Source organism: Mesorhizobium sangaii, assembly GCF_014207355.1.
Taxonomy (GTDB): Bacteria; Pseudomonadota; Alphaproteobacteria; order Rhizobiales; family Rhizobiaceae; genus Mesorhizobium; species Mesorhizobium sangaii.
In genome coordinates this window covers 255,513-271,657 of record NZ_JACHEF010000005.1, presented here as the reverse complement: position 1 = coordinate 271,657, position 16,145 = coordinate 255,513, and the positions used below count along the sequence as shown (strand labels likewise).

Here is a 16,145-nt window from a genome sequence, read left to right as displayed (position 1 = left end):
CTCAATTCCCACAGCGGTTCGACCGCGCCGGGTTCACATGTTCGAGGCCACGTCGCGGGAAGACAGTGGCTTGGGCTTGTGGGGCGGACGCTGCCTTGTCTTGTGTTCGGCGACGCGGGGCGAAGCTTTGGCCGTGTTCACGGCCTTGGGGCTGGCGGTCTTGGGACTCAGGGTCTGGGGGTTGGCGGTCTTGGGGCCTGCGGTCTGGGCCGCTTGCGCCTTGCGGCGCTTGAGCCAGCTCGAAGACAGTTCGGCAACGAGACTGCGCAGACCTTTCACAACGTCCTCCTCCTGTTGGGCGACGGGATAATTTCCGAAGGCACGACTTGTTCCGCCCGCAGGAAACCGTCCCGGGCCGGGCTTCGGTCGCGCGGCGCATGCGACCTAAGTCCGATCGCAAGACGCAATGGTCTTGCCACCGGCGCCGCCGGGAACAGCCGGCCCTCACGGTCGTTGTCCGCTGCAGATTTGCTGGAGGAATCTATGGATAGGAGTGTTGGCCAGGCGCGCTGGTTGCTCGCGCCGATCTTCGCGGTGGCCATCACCTTTCTGGTGATTGGGATTACCTTCGGCTGACGCTCCCAAGATTGACCTCGACCTTTTGCTGATCGGCGCAGCTATGTCCCTTCCTGCGCTGATAGGGTTCGCTCGCCGCTCCTGTGCGGCGAGCGAACCCTCGAGTCCCGGCAAGACCTCAAGTCGCAAAGACCTCAAGTCTCAGTATGAGGAGTAGGTCAGGGTGAGATAGACCGCCGGTGCAACGACCAGGCAAATCGCCATTCCGATGACCAACACCATGGCCAGGCGCTCTGTGCGCCTGACAATTTCAGCAATTTCGTTGTCGTCGGGAGAAGGGATGAGATCAAGGACGGAAAGCACCTCCGGGACGCGAGCATTGTTGTCATTTGCGGGTCGGTTCTCGTCATGATGCACGCTCGGTCTCTGGATACTGGTCACGGTTTGCCTCGCTGTAAGAAACGCCACGCCGCCGCCGCGGGGACGCTTAATGTAGTGCCCCGCTGTGGGGGAATGGTGGACACTTCGGTTGGTCGCCGACGGAAGGGCTCCTGCTCGGCGCACGGTTGTCGCGCGGTTCTAACGTATCGGCCAGGGATAGGTTGCCCGCCAAGACTTCAGTCGTACCACCCCAGGACCTTAGCCTCACCCTCGGAACGCAATGCCGCGGGGCTCGTTGCTGACCTGTGATAATCAGAGGAGAAGAAATCATGGCTGACGGTCCAACCGTTGTTAACGCAGGCGGAAGTGGCGGCGGCACAGCCGTCGCAATCGTTCTCGCAATCATCGCAATCGTCGGGCTGCTGCTGTTCAGCGGCGTCATCAACATCCATGGCGGCGGCGGACAGGACATCAACGTCAAGGTTGAAGCACCCAAGGTTGAAGCGCCCAAGGTTGAAGCCCCGGCCGCGTCTGCCCCGGCAAAGCCGGCCGCACCTGCGCCAGCCGCGCCTGCTCCGGCAGCACCTGCCAATGGCGGCTGATAAGCCAAAAGTAATAATGCAGGTAATGGAACGATATATAGGAAACAAGGTTATTTTTCGTCAGTCTAAAACGCAAATGCCAAGTGGCATAACAGAGAAAGATTTTTCATGAAAAAGTATATTGTCAGTGCAGTCGCAGGCCTCGCGCTCGTTGCTGGAATTGGTGCTTCCTTCGCGCAAGACGTCGTGATTCTCAAGCCGGAACAGCAGACGGTGGTTCGCGAATACATCCACAAGCAGAAGCTCGCATCGGTCAGCCTGCTTGGTGTCGAACTCAACGTCGGCACCGCGCTTCCGGACACGGTCGAACTTCACGCAATCGAAGTGCCCGACGTCAAGTACAAGTATACGGTTGTCGGAGATCACGCAGTTCTCGTGGACCCGGATACACGCAAGGTCGTGCAGATCATCGAATAAATCTGCCTGGCAGACCAGCCCGCCTCCCGGCCTATTCCCGGAGGCGGGCGCTTCTTCATACGGTTTGATCTGGATTGCCGTGTCGACCATTTTTTCGTGCCCTGTTTCGCCCGCGGCATACGATCCATGCATCTCGCAACCAGTCGTCCCGACGCCTAGCCAGCAAATGGAACTCAAACGGCATTCGGAGATTTCTCCGTTGCACTCATATGAGGAAACTCTAATGTTCAGAGACAAAGACACCCGGTTTCTGGAGGCGGGCATGCTTCTGGCAGTGCCTCTCTGCGTGGCGGTCACCGCGCTGATCGCTGTCTTCGCCTTGGCCGGCTTATGATGGACGATAGCTGGATGGCAGGCTGCCGATGCGTTCTCGAGGCTTGGCAGATCGGCAACGAGGACGGCTAGAATGAACCGCTTCCTCTTCGTCGCGGCCGACTTTCTGTCCCGGCCCCCGGGCTTCTATGCGATGATCGTGGCCATGGTGCTTTGCACTGCGCTCGTGCCTTTCGGCCTGACAAATGTGGTTACCTATGCCCTCTCGGTCGCGGCCATCGTGATCACCGGTGTTGTGCTGATACAGGGCTATCGCGACACCGCCGCCATCCACGCCAAACTCAATGAGATCATCATTGCCCTTGACGAAACCCGAAACGACGTTGTCGGGTTGGAGCATGCCGAACCGGAGGAGATCAGGGAAAAGCTTGCGAAACTCGAAGAAGAGGCGGCCCGAACAATTGGGCCGGCATGAATCCCCCCTTGCCGTGACAGGAAGATTTGCGGCACGCCGCCTTGCAGGCTTTCAGGAGGAATGAACGATGAGCCCCACGGATCCGCCAGTAGAACGACGCTCTCATGCACGGGGGATTGTTCTGAAGGATGCGATCATCATCACGGACGATGCCAAGATCAGTTGCTCCGTCAGAAATCAGCATGTTCACGGCGCGGAGTTGCGGGTGGACCCAGGCGTAACAATCCCCGACCGTTTCGTCCTTCACGTGCCCGCGGATGATGCCAGCTATCGTGCCGTGGTGCGGTGGAGACGCAATGAGCGGCTTGGCGTGCAGATTTATTGAGCCAGGATCCCTGGGCGTGCGCCTGGCGGGTGGCTAGGCTGGTCGGGTCGAGACTGCGCTATCCCTGACGAGAATGCGTTATCCCTGTTATGCGAGCAGCTACTGCATCCAATCCGTTGTCATAGATCCGCGTCAGCACGCCTTCCGCGGCATTGGCCCGCTGGGATGTGCAACCAATCAGGTCCCGCCCTCCCAAGCTCGCCGGCGCATTGGTAGCGCGATCCCAAACCGCCCAGGTTCCGTCTGTCTCGATGTGACAGTAAAATCGGTGTTGGTGATTTTCCATAATGGGAAACGTTCAACACTTGCTTTGGGGTCCATGCTGATGGCAGCCTGGTTAATGGCGCAGCCGTTTCGACCGAAATGCGCCGTCAGGTGCACGGCTGCAAGCTTGTGGAGCCAGTGCGGCAGAGTCCTGTAGGCAACAGCGGCTCACAGTCAGCCTGCCATTACTCGGTTTATTGGACCGAAACTCGGTGAGGTAGACCGAGGAGTGGCGTGATCGAGGGCTCTTCATCATCACTGGCAAGGTCATCACCAACCAGCGCCAAGCCGTTGCTCAACCCGTCGAATTCGATTGCCGCGCCAATGAGTTGTGCCGCCTGCATGACCAGGTGTTCAATGTCCTCGAGGGCGACATTCTCGGCCAGATTGTTGACCCTGACTTGCTCCGCAACCATCGAGATGTTGACGATGCCCGCCGTCCCGAAGGCCGTCTGGACCGCCGAATTGACATCATCGCGCAGGCGCGCCGAGTAATCATACCGCATCGAATCCTCCCAAAGGGATCGGTTTTCTGTTCAGGTTGCACTATGCGCCGGGCGTGAACTCATGGCAAGTAAAATCGATAAAATATTCAATCAAATCAGCTAGTTAGAATAGTTACACAGATGCGCGTCCAGCGTTCGATGCTCATCATGTGTGGGATGGGCCGTTCACCTATCGCAGGTTCTTGACGCATTATGGGGTCTATCCTAATTATAAGCCGAGTGAGACAGATACTAACTCAACGTATTCTTAGTCCTGAGCGAGGACGCGCCATGGCTGAATTGGAACGCCCCGAACGACTGCAGATCATGCTGACGACCGATGAACTGGCAGCGCTGGAAAACTGGCGATATGACAGGCGTATGCCGAGCCGCTCGGCCGCGGTCAGGGAACTGCTGCGGCGCGGTCTGGCCTCGGACGGGTTCCTGACCGCGGAGCAGGGGGTGAAGTCGCAGGATTTCGGAATCCTGCCCACCAACGGCAACGGGATCGCCGAGGGCGACAAGGAATAGGTCGCAACCGCGCTGATCAGCCAGTCGCAACCGGCAGCGGGTGCCGGCTAAAAGGGCGGGATCCGACTGCTCGCGACCCCTACAGGATGTTGGTCGTCACCTCGACGACGATCGCTGCACCTTCCAGCGAGCCATTGGTCACATGCACGACACGCGATACCGCAGGTCCTGCGCACTTCCGTTGATCGACAGCGAAACGCTTTCGCCGATCCGGGGAACCGCCTGGAAAACGGCATCGGTGGCTTCCGGCCGGTTGTCGATCGAGATGCGGCAGTTGACGGTCATGGGATATCTCCTGGGTCTGACAGGCCCCCTGTCGTCAACGCAGCCTCGACAAAATGGTTTCAGGATGGCTGGAGGTGAAACTTATTGGAGCCCGGGTTCGTACAGGGCAGCAGTTGCTCGGATTCTCATCTTACGCGGAGCAACTGGCTCGCTGGGGAGGGCGTTGGGGCTGCCCCGGCGAGTTGCGTTATCATCGATGATGCCCTTGCCAAGTTTTGCCTTTGAAGGATTGCCTTCATCGCGGCCAGGCTGCCCACGGGCTTCCGGCGCTTTTCATTTCGCCTCGCGTGGCACGACATAGCTGGTCACGGTGCCTTGCCCAATTCCTCGCTTGACCACGACGGTCGTGTATTGCGCCGGTAGCGATGCGGTGACGTTGGGGTCGATCGACTTGCACCTTCCGACGATTTCGCCGTTGGGGGAGCTTGCCAGCCTCCGCGCCAGTGAAGCCTGGCACTGGTCAAGCGATGTGTACATTGTCGGCGCCGTATCGATGGGTTTGCACACGGAAGCTTCTCCCCCCGGGCTGCACGAAAGCAAAAGCATCACTGCCGCGGTTGCCGAATCCATTCGCCGAGCTCCATGTTGGATGAGCGTCAACGCGGAAGTGCGACCTTGGTTTCGCGGTCGCAAAAAAACCAAACCGCATTGCCCACCCTGGCGAGCGGAGAAGTGCCAGGGATGCGCGAGGCACTTCGGTGGCGTGAAACTACAGCACGGCGAGCTGCCGCTTCAGCTTGTATGATCCAGCAGTCTGGTTGTGGGATCACGACGATGTTCGGTATGGGTGCGGTCGATGCCTTCCACGGTGATCGCGAACGTCCCGTTTTCGATCCTTCCTATCCAGCCTTTGGCTTTTAGATACCAAAGATGAAACTCCAGATGTTCACGCGGGCAGTCTGCCATGCGTTCAAGTTCTGTATCGCCAATGCCGGGATTGTTGACGTCTTGTCGGCGTTTGACATAGAGCAACGAGAGCACTTTGGCCTGAATGACGGCATCCCGTTCTATGCCTTTGGCGTTGCTGGCTTCCTCGCTCAACTCGCGGCGAATGTTCAAATGCTGTCTATACTCGATGTCGTACTGCGCGCGCTTGACCGGATCTTTGAGCGTATTGTGGGCATCTATGATTTCACTGAAACGGGATTCGTCGCCAGTGTCCCGGTTGTCGGGATGGTAGCGCATGGCAAAATAACGAAAAATCCGTTCTATCGTTTCCGAGTTGGCGTTCGGACTGATTTCCAGAAGTTCATAGTAATCAACGAACAAATCGATGCTCCACGACATCGCCATCAGGCAAATCATTGGTCTTAATACGACAAAGGGCCTGGCCGCGAAAGAGTTGCGATCACAGGCCCTTGTCGTCGGGTTCGTTCGAAGGGTGCGCCTGTTGCCGCTCGGTCGCAAGCTGGACCATGGTCCGTGGACCTAAGGTGGTAAATGCCTGACTAACCGGTCAGCGGCGGCGCGAGCTTCGAGGGCGCGGCGGATGGCTTCAACTGTGCCTTCTCTCATTGCTTATTCGACACGCTGGTCCGCGCGAAGGCTGAAACTTCTCACGCTGGGAAGTTTGGCCCGCTACCTCACGGTGGCGGGCTTTTCATTGTCCCGGTAGCATCATGGCCACATTCGCGGCACTTGAACAAATCGCTTTCGCCACAGCTCCCTTGGCCGACCATGGGCGCGTGCTTTGCTCGCAATATCCAACAGTTCGGGCATTGTGGCGTCTCGTCAATGGGCTGGTATCTATGGACACGGGCAGCCGCAGAGGCAGCGTTATCGAGTTCGGATTTCAGTTTTGCCCTAGTTTCATCGATGGCGGCAAGTTTGCGCCGTAGTTTCCCGGCCTTCCGTTCCTCCGTGACAGCTAACTCAGCGGCCTCGGCTTTGAGCGTTTCCCTTAGATCGACCATCCGGGCAAAGCCCCTCTCCATGTCGCATCCATGTCGCGCGGACCTGCCGATAGTCGCAGGAAACCCTTGGAAATCAACGGGTGAACGTCCTGCGAACATCCTGCTACCATTTTGCTACCGAACTCGGTAGCACGACCAGGGTTAGGCGGGATTTAAGTTAAAAAAGTCGCGCTATCCCATCGATAATACGACACACGGCGGGACAGGATTACGGTCGCGGCGGTGGTTGACGCGGTCCTCAATTCCGTTCGGCGGTTCGCCGAGCCAAGCGGAAAGGGATAGCCCGCCACCGTGAGGCAACGGGCTGTCGTTTTCGCGGCCAGGCCGTTCACCTAATGGTTGTGCGACTGCTGGAAGCCAGCCACGTCGTACTGAGATACGCTCTTAGGATTCTTGGAGTTCTGCGGCTGGGTACCTGCGTATTTTGAGTCCGCAACTCCATCCGGATTGAAGGCTGAACCTGGAGCGGTGCTAGCGTGGCCAGGGGTGGCACTTCCTGTCTGATCAGTGCCTATCGTTTGGTTGGGCTGACCAGTCGCGCCCGTAACTGTGTGGACATTGCCGGCCAAGGCCATGCCGGCAAAAGCAACGAGCGATGCGCCTGTGGCAGCGATGATAAGCGAGTGCGTTTTCATATCTGGACTCCCTTGAGTTAACTAGCGAGACGCCGTTATTTCGCCGTGACTGTGCCCTTCATCGAGCTGTGGATCGCACAATGGAATGGATGTGCGCCGGCACCTGATACCTTGACCTTAGCGCTCTTGCCGGTGGCGAGATGGCCGGTGTCGAAGGAGCCGTCGAGCGCTGTGGCGGTGTGCGTCATCGGGTCGGCATTGGTGAAGGTGATGGTATCGCCAACGGCGACCGAGATTTTCGCCGGGTTGAATTTCATGCCCTTGATCTGGACCGCATGATTGGCGGCGTAGGCGGGCATGGCAAAGGCAAGCAGAGCAAGTACGAGCATGGTGCGCATGATGGATTTTCCTCCTGAGCGCGAACCCTCATCCTACACTAACGTCGGCGAACGGCCTTTCATGCCACGTAGCCGATCTTTTTTATGTGCAGACGATCACGCCGAAGTTCGGTTCCACGCTGCCTCACGGTGGCGGGTTTTTTAATGTGCATACGGGAACAAAGAGAGCGGAGATCCGGTTTCAGGTGAGGAGAAAACTGATGCCTAATAAAGCCAAAGAGCCACAGCCACCGAAGCAGCCCGACCCGAAGAAGACACCTGTCCGTCATCCCGACGATGAAGCATCGCCAGAGCCTAAACATGTCGATCCGCCACCGCGAGATGTGCGAGAGGCGCCGGTACCAAATCCAAACGGCGATAAGCATTAACCGCTGGCACCAATCTTGTGGCAGAAAAGTCACGCAGCTTGAATATGCAGAGCTTCAACCGGCGCGAGCTTATTATCCAGCTATGCGAGGCGTACCGTTGTTTACGGGCAAAGGGGCTGCCCGACTCCTCCCGAACTAGCGCCCGCTGCCTTTTCCCTGGGCGGCGGGCTTTTTCTATTGCCCATCGTCGGCTTCTTTGAAGCCGCAGATCTTGCAATGGTAAGCATGGTCTAGCTCCTCCACGAAAAGGAGCCACGTAATAACGCCGCGTTCCTGCCAACAGATTGGGCAGGCGTAATCGCTTCCGTACTTCGGCTTGTAAATTTTTAGGCGCTCGGCAGCCATATCTGACGCCTTGAGATGCTGGGACAACTCAGCCAGACTTTTGTAGGTTTCCGCGATTTGGTTTCGCAGTGTTTCTCCGTCCGTGGTTTGGGCGAGCGCTTTTTCCTTCGCGCGAACAATGAGTTTCGCAGCAAACCCTTGCATAGCAACACTTCCCGACGTTGCGTCCGTGTCGGACCTGCCGATAGTCGCAGGAACTCCCGCGAACGCAACGGTTGACGTTCACCCAAATTCGCGGGGGTTTATTCGATCCATATTCGACGGAATTTGAAGGATATCTGTTAAGCTATTGAATTTATTTGGTTCCCGCTCATGGGCTCGAACCACGATTCACGCCTTCAAAGGGCGCTGTCCTACCATTAGACGAAGCGGGAAAATGCAACCTGCACCGACACCCCTAGCCGGTTCGCGCGCCGGGATCAACGCGATCCTCTTGTGATCGGGCAACTGGCGATTGGCAATTGGCGGCAAAGCCGTCGCCGTCACGGAACACGGCCAACCGGCTCGTCGCACTTGTGGACCGGGCAGCGGCCGTCACGGGTCGTTACATAGGCCGACTCCGGCACGTCGGGCCAGTCGCATTCGTTGCCGAATTGCCGGACATAGCGGTCATAGGTGTTGGGGCCGGTGGTCAGCACCACGGCGCGGCGGCTCTGGATCAGTTGTTGGAGTTGCTGGCAGCTCATTGTGCGGGTGTCGGGCCGGGCCTCGGTGAGGCCGGTCGCGGCAAGCAGCATCGCTGCTGTCGTCATGGCAGTTCGGTGGATGGGCATGGCGGTTACCTCAGCGGTTCACGTACCAAGCAAACCTGTCGCGCGAAACTCGCATCCCGGCCAGCGGTTCCGCAACAGCGATCCTGTTGTAGTCGGGTAACTGGCGATCGGCAATTGGCGGCAGGCCGTCGCCGTCAATTCGGGAGATCGCCGATCGCCTGGTCGCAGCGGTAGACCGGGCAGCTGCCGTCACGGGTCGGGACATAGGCCGACGTAGGCACCTCCGGCCAGTCGCATTCGATGCCGAATTGCCTGACATAGCGGTCATAGGTGTTGGGGCCGGTGGTCAGCACCACGGCGCGGCGGCTCTGGATCAGCTGCTGAAGCTCCTGGCAGCCCATCGTGCGGGTGTCGGGCCGGGCCTCGGCGAGGCTGGTCGCGGCAAGCAGGATCGCTGCTGCAGTCAAAGCAATTCGGCGGATGAGCATGGCGGTACCTCGGACGTTTCACGCAGCAAGCGAGTGTGTCACTTGAAACTCGCATCCCGCCGGTGGTTCCGCAACAGCCAGTTGGCCGACTTTTTGCGGCGCAACCAAATGCCGCGTCGCGCATTCCTGGGGATGGACGGCAGGAAGCCCTACGAGACCCCGAAATGGCCACCTGGAGACGAGGATCGCGAAGCCATGTGTTGTTCCTTCTGCGGCGGCCGCGACCACCGCTATGAGGATTGTCCGCAACGGGATGCCGCGGCCGATCTCCCGCTTGACGCCCCTGACGTCGCCCCCGAACCGAACTGATTGCGAAGCTTAGATCCGGGCCCCTTCGGTGGCTGTCGCCGTCGGTCATGGAATGTCGCCCGCCGATTGCAACCAAACGCGCCACCACGCATTGCTGGGCATGGGGTGGAATTTGTCACACGGGTCGTGAGGGCGACGTGACGGGGAAGGTGGGGCAATGACAGGATTGGCAAGTATCGATGGCCTGATCAACACAACCGCCGACGCACGGCTGGCCGCGATCGTCGATTCATCCTACGACGCCATCATCAGCAAGGATCTGAACAGCGTCATCACCAGCTGGAACGGCGGGGCGCAGCGCATGTTCGGCTATACCGCCGAGGAGGCTGTCGGCCAATCGGTGCTGATGCTCATTCCCGACCATCTCAGGGATGAAGAGGCCGACATCATCGGCCGGGTTCGCAATGGCCAGCTCGTGGCCAGCTATGAGACGATCCGGCGACGCAAGGATGGCGGGTTCATTGCCGTATCGCTGACCGTCTCGCCGATCAGGAATGCAACGGGCGAGATCATAGGCGCTTCGAAGATCGCCCGCGATATCACCGCGACCAAGGAGAGCGAGCGCCGGATCAGGCTATTGCTGCGGGAGGTAAACCACCGCGTCAAGAACCAGTTCGCGGTGATCCTCTCGATGGTCAGGGAGACAAGCAAGCGCTCGACCGATCCGCGCGAATTCGAAGAGCTGATCCGCTCCCGCATCATGGCGCTGTCGCGGTCGCACGACTTGCTGGTGAACTCGGAATGGGCGGGCGCCAGCCTCTTCGACCTCATCCAGGAGCAGCTCAAGCCGTTCGGCCATGAGGGACAGGTATCGCTGTCGGGACCGCTGCTGACCTTGCAGCCCAACGCGGTGCAAAATCTCGGCATGGCATTTCACGAACTCGGCACCAACTCTTCCAAATATGGCGCGCTGGGGGTCGATGCCGGGCGGCTGGAGATCACCTGGCAGATCGCCGCCGGTGTTTCGGGCAAGCGGGAAATCCATCTCGTCTGGGACGAGACGATGCCGGTGCATGAAGGCGACCGGCCAGGGGGACGGCAAGACGAATCCACGCGCAAGGGTTTCGGCACGGTCGTCCTGCAGCGGGTCGCGCCGCAATCGCTGAACGGCTCGGCCGTACTGGAGCGCAGCCCGGGCCGTGTCAACTGGTCGCTGACGGCGCCGCTGGAATCGATCATCGTTCCGCAACTCGGCGCCGAAATGCCTGCCGCCGAGGCGTCTTTCGGCCTTTGAGGGTCCAGCCGGTCGGTTCACCTGGGCAAGGAACCTTCGGGTGCTGCGTCGGCTTGAACTCACCCGGCTTCGCCGGCAGCCAACCTTTTCCATCGACAGGCGTTGTCCCTTTGAAGGGAAGGGTCGCCGCAGGCGGCCGTGACGAGAAGAAGGAGGCCGAGATGAGAACCCTCGCCATCGTGCCATTCAGCCTGATACTGGCGCTGGCGGTGCCGGCAGCGGTGCAAACGGGCCAGCAGCAAGACCCTGGGCCGCAGACCGACAAATGCCGGGTCCAGACGGAGCAGGGCGCAAAACAGCAGCCTGGCGGCGACAATCTGTCGGATACGCTCAATGATTGCGGCGGTGTGCTGAAGCCGCCGGCCACCGGCGATCAGGGGATGGCCACGCCGGCCCCCGATGAAGGCAAGACACCGGTCATCAAGCCGGGCGAAGTGCCGGTCCAGCCGCTGGCGCAGTAGCAAAGATTACCGGACCAGCACGCCGGCATGGTTGCACAGGGCAACGAAAGCTTCCTGCGCCTGGGCAGCACCTGCCTTGCTTTCCAGCGCCGCTTCGACCTGTTCGCGCGCGGCCTGGTAGAACGGGCCGCGCTCGGCCTGCGGCCAGTCGATCAGGATTTCGCTGGCATCCTTCAGCGTGGTGATGTCGCGGATCGTGTCCGAGCCATGCGGCCTGATCCGTATCGGTGTCGACAGCATCGCCTCGGCCATGTCCTGTTTTCCCGCTAATGGAGGAGTTTTGCTTCGCGTGCGGCGTCGATCATCGCCCGCATCGCTTTTTCCGGCGGCGTCCAGCCATCCAGTGCATCGCGGCAACTGCGCCACGCCGCCCGGTAGCGCCGGCCCCGGCCCGCCGGCCAGTCGCCGAGACATTCCAGGCTTTCCCAGGCACTGCCCACCACGCGTTCGCGGCCAGGGGTAAATTTCAGTCTGATCGGATGGGGAAACATCTTGTCGTTCAACGATCGTCTCCTTGACTGGTGCAAGTCGCCCAAAAGTATGCAGCGATTTTGGGACAACATGCACGAAACGAGGCGCCGGTTAACGTCGGCAACAGAGCAGGGTTCCCTGCCTTCGAGATGAAAATTTCAGTCGCCTGCGACGGCGTCCGACAAGGGCCTCGGCGGCGGCAATTCGGCGGCGTTCGCCGTTGGCCGGTCGTGCTCGAACTGCTCGGTGCCGAGCAAGGCATGCAGCCAGGTCTCGCGCCGGCTGGTCCACAACTCGTATTCGGGCATGAGATCCGTCGGCGCGACGTCGAGGCTGCCGATCATCACCTCGGCCTCATTGTCGTCGACCCAGGCGACACGACCGCCGCAGGTCGGGCAAAAGCTGCGCGTGCCGTAGGAGCTGACGATACCCGTCGTCTCGAAGGCCTCGCGCGGCCAGATGGCAAAGGCCGAATAGACCGAGCCGCTGGCCTTGCGGCAGTCCTTGCAGTGGCAGAGACCGATTCTGAGCGGCGCGCCGTGGACCTCGAACTGCACGCCGCCGCACAGGCAACTGCCGGTCCTGCGTATGGTGTCGGACATGATGCACCCTCCATCTTGTCAGTCTGCTTTGGGCCGGGCGGACAGAAGCTCGTCCCGGACGGACGCTCGTCCAGGACAGAGCCTCATCCCGGTCGATCGGACCTAGCCGCGGGCGGCCATATGGGCATCGAGCTTCTTGCGCGACGGCCCATAGCGCTTGATGATGGTTTGCGCCTCGCTTGGCGGAATGCCGTATTTCCGGGCAAAGGCAGCGACCTCGTAGGGCTCCTCGCTGGAGACCAGCTTGCGGTCCTGCTTCGTCTTCGACTTGTCGTCAGCCATTTCAGGCCTCGCTTTCTGTTGCCGTGGAAACGCGCAGCCGTCGGCGCCCGATTCCACGATCAACAGGACATAACACGGATCGGCCGTCGCGAGTTCCACGGCCACGACAATATCGCCGTGCCGCCCGGCCTCGCTACCGTGGCATCAGGCGGGCGTCAGGCGCTTGGCGGCGAGATACATGAGCGCCGATGCCGCTTGTCGGCGCTCCCAGCCGGCGGCCTCGATCTTGTCGAGCAGCGCCTCGAGATGCGGGACAAGCATCTCCCTGCATTCCTGCTCATAGGCGGTGCTCGTCACCGGGTGCTGCGGCGCAGCGATGGTCAATGCCTTGGCCATGTCCTGTTCCCCTTCTGAGTGGGGCGCCATTATAACATCAGCCGGCAAAGTGAAATCGGTTTTGCCGCACCAGTGGATTCAACGGGTTAGAGGCGTCCAGGCGCCGGGGCAGGGCGCCTGCATCGGGGATTCCCGAGAAAAATCTGCCCGACGTGTCGGATTTGGCGCCGGTCGCTCGTCCTTGGGTCGGAGCCCATTGCAATCCTGGAGAAAAGACAATGTCGTCGCAAATCATTCAGTCGCAAACCACTCAGTCGCAAACCATTCAGGCACCGTGGCAGACCGCGGCACTTCTCATCGCCCGCCTGATCTTCGCCGGCGTCTTCCTGATGGCCGTGACCTTCAAGTTCATGGGCATGGGCGACACCGCCGGCTACATCGCCGCCGCCGGCTTTCCGTTTCCGCTGTTCCTGGCCTGGTGCGCGGCGCTGCTGGAAGCCGCGCTCGTGGTGTGCTTGCTGACCGGCGCCTTCTTCACGGCGGCGGCCCTGGTCGCCGCCGCCTATGTGCTGTTCCTCGGCTTCTCCTTCCACGGACCCAGCCACTGGGCCGGCAACCAGGCCGAGTTCGGCTTCTTCATCGACCATTTTTCGTTCATGGCCGGATTGCTGTTCGCGGCGGTACATGGCCCGGGCAGGGTGCTTTCGCTGAATTCGGGATGGCCGGGCCGGGCGTAGGCGCCCGTCGCTAGCCCTGATTCAACCACTTGCTCACCCGGCAAGCAGTTTCATGAGTTCACGGCCCGGACGAAACCTTGGAGATGGACACATGGCGCTCAAACGGATGGACAACGTAGGAATCGTCGTCGATGACCTCGGAAAGACGATTGATTTCTTTCGCGAGCTAGGCCTTGAGCTCGAAGGGCGGGCCACGATCGAAGGAGAATGGGCCGGACGTGTCACTGGACTGGGCGATCAGCGCGTCGAGATTGCCATGATGCGCACACCGGACGGCCACGGCCGGCTCGAGCTATCCCGCTTCCTCGCGCCGCTTGTCGTCGCGGATCACCGCAACGCCCCGGTTAACGCTCTAGGCTACCTCCGTGTCATGTTTACCGTGGACGACATCGATGAGACGCTTGAAAGGCTCCGCAATCGCGGCGCGCAGCTTGTAGGCGAAGTGGTCCAGTATAAAGACGTGTATCGGCTCTGCTACATCCGCGGGCCTGAAGGGCATCTCATCGGACTCGCCCAAGAACTCAGCTGAGCGCAATTCGACGGCCAAAGCGCGTCGCGTCTGAATGGATTCAGACGACGCGCTTTAGGTCTTTGTTTTATGCATGTCGTTCTCCCAAAACCGGGGCCACTTTTGCGCGATATGCATGAGTGCAGCCTGGCCGGCGAAGGCCGGCTAGCGGCCTTGCAGGATTTTGATCACCTTGCTGCTGTCGGCCGATGGCGACGAGAGATTGCGGTAGTCGGCATAAGTTATGCGTCCTCTGGCGACGGCATTCCAAAGGCGATTGCAGGTCGTTGCCGGCAAGCGTTCCAGGCTGATATTGACGACTTCGGCGATGGTTTTTCTCTCTGCCAGCGGCAGTTTAGCCTGGTCCGAAATGCACTCCCTGATGACTTTGGCCTTGATCGCCGGGCTGCCGCTGAGGACGGCCTGGGCGTTGTTGAACTCGCCCTCGCTGAGTGTTGTGCAGCCGGCCAGCATGACGGCGCCCAGAAACAAGGCGCCAAGGCGCGATTCAAATCTCACATGTCGCCCCAAATCAACAGCATTGGAGCCAAGCAAAACTGTGTAACATAAGCAAGATGCTTGAGAGATCATGCAGGCAAAATAGTTGGTCCATCCGCTGGCCATGGGCCCGCCGCCCCGAGGAAGGAGCCGGGTGCGGTCGTGCCAACCCGCCCGAAGCCGGCATTGGCTAGTCTTTCCGTTTCCTCTTCAGATAATCGCCAAGCGGAATGTCCGGCGACTTGGTTTTCCACGGCTTCAATGCCTTGAAGTCGGCCGCCTGCAGTTTGGCTTCGTCGGCATCACGCTCGTCGCCTGTCATGCCGTCGACGGCGACCTTCGCACCGTGGCGGCCCTGGCGATTGGATCTGGCCTTGAACAGCGGGATGGCCTTGCGCTTCGACTTATTGTTCTCGCCATAACCATCTCTGCCGTCGCGTTCATAGGAGAGGTCCTTGTCCGCCGGCGGCGACCGCTGTTCGCGTGCCTTCTGATTTCCCATCGCAAACACCCTCCGATCCCGACGGCTGGATATAAGCACGCCATGGCAGAGGGGCTAGGTTGATTTTCAAACGCGTTGGCGTGCCTCACATCTGGTCGTTGTAGGGCTCCTTGATCTGGCCAACCATGCGGGCGAGCTTCGAAAAGGAGGGCATCTCCGCCTCCGGCTGGCACTGATTGGCGAGTTCCAGTAGCCGAATCGGAAAGCTGACGGCGTCGCGGCTTGACGCGGACATGCCTTCGGATCGCTCCTGGCTGGTTTCGCCGGCCTCGGCCTTGCGCAAGGCCAGGTCTATTTCCTCCGCCGTCAGCACCCCCTTTTGAACCAGGAGGTGGTTGATCGACGCGACGGCCATCAGCAGGCCTTCGAGTTGCAGATTGGCGACGTTCATGGCGATTGCTCCCGTGGCTATGATCAAAAACGCGCGAGCGGCGTTTCCGCTCCGGCGGTGAGGGCAGGGCGTAGGCGAGGTCGCAAAAGATCACGGAGCTGGCTGCCTGGAAATGCCTATTCCTGCGTCAGGCGTTCGCCATATTCGCGCCACAGCGCTTTCACTTCCAGACCCCCGAGGCGGGGGATCGAGGGATCAGCCGAAGCGATGGCGACGGCGCTGATGTCGTATTGGGGATAGGCGTGGGCGACGAAGCGGATCGCCTCGCCGAGCGAGCGCACGCGGATGATCGGGTCCGCCTGTCCCTGACCGGTGCTGCGCACACCCGAAACCGTGGCCGGCGCATGCCGGACCCTGAAGACGGATGCCATGGTTGGTCTGTCCATCGCCCTCTCCCACAAGGCCGTACGACGCGAATCATTCCATGAGCTTCAGCTCACGGTCTCACAGATGTCGGCTTATGAAAAGCCGGCACGAAAAGCCCGATCCTCGACGCCCGATCCATGCCGAACGGATTGTC

At 60.2% G+C, this 16,145-nt stretch carries 28 protein-coding genes and 1 tRNA gene; 9 read left to right on the top strand and 20 right to left on the bottom strand.

Annotated features, from left to right (window positions below; translation table 11 throughout):
* Window positions 1-33: 33 nt before the first annotated feature.
* Together HNQ71_RS24100 and HNQ71_RS24095 are read right to left on the bottom strand one after the other, a co-directional pair.
* A complete protein-coding gene (locus tag HNQ71_RS24100; protein WP_184875167.1) occupies window positions 34-279 on the bottom strand; it encodes a hypothetical protein in 246 nt (81 codons plus the stop codon).
* A gap of 438 nt (window positions 280-717) precedes the next feature.
* On the bottom strand, window positions 718-957 hold the full coding sequence (locus HNQ71_RS24095; protein WP_184875165.1) for a hypothetical protein: 240 nt from the start codon (window positions 955-957) through the stop codon (window positions 718-720).
* A 269-nt stretch (window positions 958-1,226) separates the two neighbouring features.
* Between HNQ71_RS24095 and HNQ71_RS24090 the strand changes: the two genes are divergently transcribed.
* From HNQ71_RS24090 to HNQ71_RS24075, 4 genes are all read left to right on the top strand, one after another.
* On the top strand, window positions 1,227-1,499 hold the full coding sequence (locus tag HNQ71_RS24090; protein ID WP_184875163.1) for a hypothetical protein: 273 nt from the start codon (window positions 1,227-1,229) through the stop codon (window positions 1,497-1,499).
* Window positions 1,500-1,607: 108 nt separating this feature from the next.
* The gene (locus HNQ71_RS24085; protein WP_184875161.1) at window positions 1,608-1,916 is read left to right on the top strand and encodes a DUF1236 domain-containing protein; all 309 of its coding nucleotides are present in this window, start codon (window positions 1,608-1,610) and stop codon (window positions 1,914-1,916) included.
* Between the two features lie 406 nt (window positions 1,917-2,322).
* On the top strand, window positions 2,323-2,664 hold the full coding sequence (locus HNQ71_RS24080) for a low affinity iron permease family protein (protein WP_184875159.1): 342 nt from the start codon (window positions 2,323-2,325) through the stop codon (window positions 2,662-2,664).
* A gap of 67 nt (window positions 2,665-2,731) precedes the next feature.
* Window positions 2,732-2,989: a PilZ domain-containing protein gene (locus HNQ71_RS24075; protein WP_184875157.1), complete on the top strand. Its 258-nt coding sequence runs from the start codon at window positions 2,732-2,734 to the stop codon at window positions 2,987-2,989.
* A 458-nt stretch (window positions 2,990-3,447) separates the two neighbouring features.
* Here HNQ71_RS24075 and HNQ71_RS24070 read toward each other — a convergent pair whose 3' ends face one another.
* Complete coding sequence (locus tag HNQ71_RS24070) at window positions 3,448-3,759, bottom strand: hypothetical protein (RefSeq protein WP_184875155.1); 312 nt, start codon at window positions 3,757-3,759, stop codon at window positions 3,448-3,450.
* 270 nt (window positions 3,760-4,029) lie between these two features.
* On the opposite strand from HNQ71_RS24070, the gene HNQ71_RS24065 reads away from it, so the two are divergent.
* Window positions 4,030-4,269 carry a hypothetical protein gene (locus tag HNQ71_RS24065; RefSeq protein WP_184875153.1) on the top strand — a complete coding sequence of 80 codons (240 nt, stop codon included), beginning with the start codon at window positions 4,030-4,032 and terminating at the stop codon, window positions 4,267-4,269.
* Between the two features lie 138 nt (window positions 4,270-4,407).
* On the opposite strand, the gene HNQ71_RS24060 is transcribed toward HNQ71_RS24065, so the two are convergent.
* From HNQ71_RS24060 to HNQ71_RS24025, 8 genes are all read right to left on the bottom strand, one after another.
* Window positions 4,408-4,554, bottom strand: coding sequence for a hypothetical protein (locus HNQ71_RS24060; protein ID WP_246461957.1), 147 nt, complete (start codon window positions 4,552-4,554; stop codon window positions 4,408-4,410).
* Between the two features lie 273 nt (window positions 4,555-4,827).
* Window positions 4,828-5,061 (bottom strand): hypothetical protein, encoded by a 234-nt coding sequence (locus HNQ71_RS24055; RefSeq protein WP_246461955.1) that lies wholly within the window; start codon window positions 5,059-5,061, stop codon window positions 4,828-4,830.
* A 225-nt stretch (window positions 5,062-5,286) separates the two neighbouring features.
* Complete coding sequence (locus HNQ71_RS24050) at window positions 5,287-5,823, bottom strand: DnaJ domain-containing protein (RefSeq protein WP_184875583.1); 537 nt, start codon at window positions 5,821-5,823, stop codon at window positions 5,287-5,289.
* Between the two features lie 1,314 nt (window positions 5,824-7,137).
* Window positions 7,138-7,440 (bottom strand): cupredoxin domain-containing protein, encoded by a 303-nt coding sequence (locus HNQ71_RS24045; protein ID WP_184875149.1) that lies wholly within the window; start codon window positions 7,438-7,440, stop codon window positions 7,138-7,140.
* A 542-nt stretch (window positions 7,441-7,982) separates the two neighbouring features.
* Window positions 7,983-8,297, bottom strand: coding sequence for a hypothetical protein (locus HNQ71_RS24040; protein ID WP_184875147.1), 315 nt, complete (start codon window positions 8,295-8,297; stop codon window positions 7,983-7,985).
* A 156-nt stretch (window positions 8,298-8,453) separates the two neighbouring features.
* Window positions 8,454-8,527, bottom strand: a tRNA-Gln gene (locus HNQ71_RS24035).
* Window positions 8,528-8,635: 108 nt separating this feature from the next.
* Window positions 8,636-8,926, bottom strand: a complete 291-nt coding sequence (locus tag HNQ71_RS24030; protein ID WP_184875145.1) for a hypothetical protein — start codon at window positions 8,924-8,926, stop codon at window positions 8,636-8,638.
* Window positions 8,927-9,060: 134 nt separating this feature from the next.
* Complete coding sequence (locus tag HNQ71_RS24025; RefSeq protein WP_184875143.1) at window positions 9,061-9,354, bottom strand: hypothetical protein; 294 nt, start codon at window positions 9,352-9,354, stop codon at window positions 9,061-9,063.
* A gap of 466 nt (window positions 9,355-9,820) precedes the next feature.
* On the opposite strand from HNQ71_RS24025, the gene HNQ71_RS24020 reads away from it, so the two are divergent.
* Both HNQ71_RS24020 and HNQ71_RS24015 read left to right on the top strand, forming a co-directional pair.
* A complete protein-coding gene (locus tag HNQ71_RS24020; RefSeq protein ID WP_184875141.1) occupies window positions 9,821-10,897 on the top strand; it encodes a sensor histidine kinase in 1,077 nt (358 codons plus the stop codon).
* A gap of 161 nt (window positions 10,898-11,058) precedes the next feature.
* Window positions 11,059-11,358, top strand: coding sequence for a hypothetical protein (locus HNQ71_RS24015; RefSeq protein WP_184875139.1), 300 nt, complete (start codon window positions 11,059-11,061; stop codon window positions 11,356-11,358).
* Between the two features lie 6 nt (window positions 11,359-11,364).
* Here the strand turns inward: HNQ71_RS24015 and HNQ71_RS24010 are convergent, their stop codons facing one another.
* The 5 genes from HNQ71_RS24010 to HNQ71_RS23990 all read right to left on the bottom strand — a co-directional run bounded on the left by HNQ71_RS24010 (window position 11,365) and on the right by HNQ71_RS23990 (window position 13,049).
* Window positions 11,365-11,610, bottom strand: a complete 246-nt coding sequence (locus tag HNQ71_RS24010) for a DUF982 domain-containing protein (RefSeq protein WP_184875137.1) — start codon at window positions 11,608-11,610, stop codon at window positions 11,365-11,367.
* A 14-nt stretch (window positions 11,611-11,624) separates the two neighbouring features.
* Window positions 11,625-11,861, bottom strand: a complete 237-nt coding sequence (locus HNQ71_RS24005) for a DUF982 domain-containing protein (protein ID WP_184875135.1) — start codon at window positions 11,859-11,861, stop codon at window positions 11,625-11,627.
* 126 nt (window positions 11,862-11,987) lie between these two features.
* Entirely contained in the window at window positions 11,988-12,431 is a 444-nt protein-coding gene (locus HNQ71_RS24000; protein ID WP_184875134.1) for a GFA family protein, read from the bottom strand.
* 102 nt (window positions 12,432-12,533) lie between these two features.
* A complete protein-coding gene (locus HNQ71_RS23995) occupies window positions 12,534-12,713 on the bottom strand; it encodes a DUF3606 domain-containing protein (RefSeq protein ID WP_024501602.1) in 180 nt (59 codons plus the stop codon).
* A 144-nt stretch (window positions 12,714-12,857) separates the two neighbouring features.
* Window positions 12,858-13,049 carry a hypothetical protein gene (locus HNQ71_RS23990; RefSeq protein WP_184875132.1) on the bottom strand — a complete coding sequence of 64 codons (192 nt, stop codon included), beginning with the start codon at window positions 13,047-13,049 and terminating at the stop codon, window positions 12,858-12,860.
* A 218-nt stretch (window positions 13,050-13,267) separates the two neighbouring features.
* Between HNQ71_RS23990 and HNQ71_RS23985 the strand changes: the two genes are divergently transcribed.
* Window positions 13,268-13,726 carry a DoxX family protein gene (locus tag HNQ71_RS23985; RefSeq protein ID WP_184875130.1) on the top strand — a complete coding sequence of 153 codons (459 nt, stop codon included), beginning with the start codon at window positions 13,268-13,270 and terminating at the stop codon, window positions 13,724-13,726.
* Between the two features lie 91 nt (window positions 13,727-13,817).
* The gene (locus HNQ71_RS23980; RefSeq protein ID WP_184875128.1) at window positions 13,818-14,255 is read left to right on the top strand and encodes a VOC family protein; all 438 of its coding nucleotides are present in this window, start codon (window positions 13,818-13,820) and stop codon (window positions 14,253-14,255) included.
* Window positions 14,256-14,399: 144 nt separating this feature from the next.
* Here the strand turns inward: HNQ71_RS23980 and HNQ71_RS23975 are convergent, their stop codons facing one another.
* From HNQ71_RS23975 to HNQ71_RS23960, 4 genes are all read right to left on the bottom strand, one after another.
* Window positions 14,400-14,858 (bottom strand): hypothetical protein, encoded by a 459-nt coding sequence (locus tag HNQ71_RS23975; RefSeq protein WP_184875126.1) that lies wholly within the window; start codon window positions 14,856-14,858, stop codon window positions 14,400-14,402.
* A gap of 64 nt (window positions 14,859-14,922) precedes the next feature.
* Entirely contained in the window at window positions 14,923-15,234 is a 312-nt protein-coding gene (locus HNQ71_RS23970) for a hypothetical protein (protein WP_184875124.1), read from the bottom strand.
* A gap of 85 nt (window positions 15,235-15,319) precedes the next feature.
* Window positions 15,320-15,625 (bottom strand): hypothetical protein, encoded by a 306-nt coding sequence (locus tag HNQ71_RS23965; protein ID WP_184875122.1) that lies wholly within the window; start codon window positions 15,623-15,625, stop codon window positions 15,320-15,322.
* 116 nt (window positions 15,626-15,741) lie between these two features.
* Window positions 15,742-16,011 carry a hypothetical protein gene (locus tag HNQ71_RS23960; protein WP_184875120.1) on the bottom strand — a complete coding sequence of 90 codons (270 nt, stop codon included), beginning with the start codon at window positions 16,009-16,011 and terminating at the stop codon, window positions 15,742-15,744.
* Window positions 16,012-16,145: the final 134 nt, after the last annotated feature.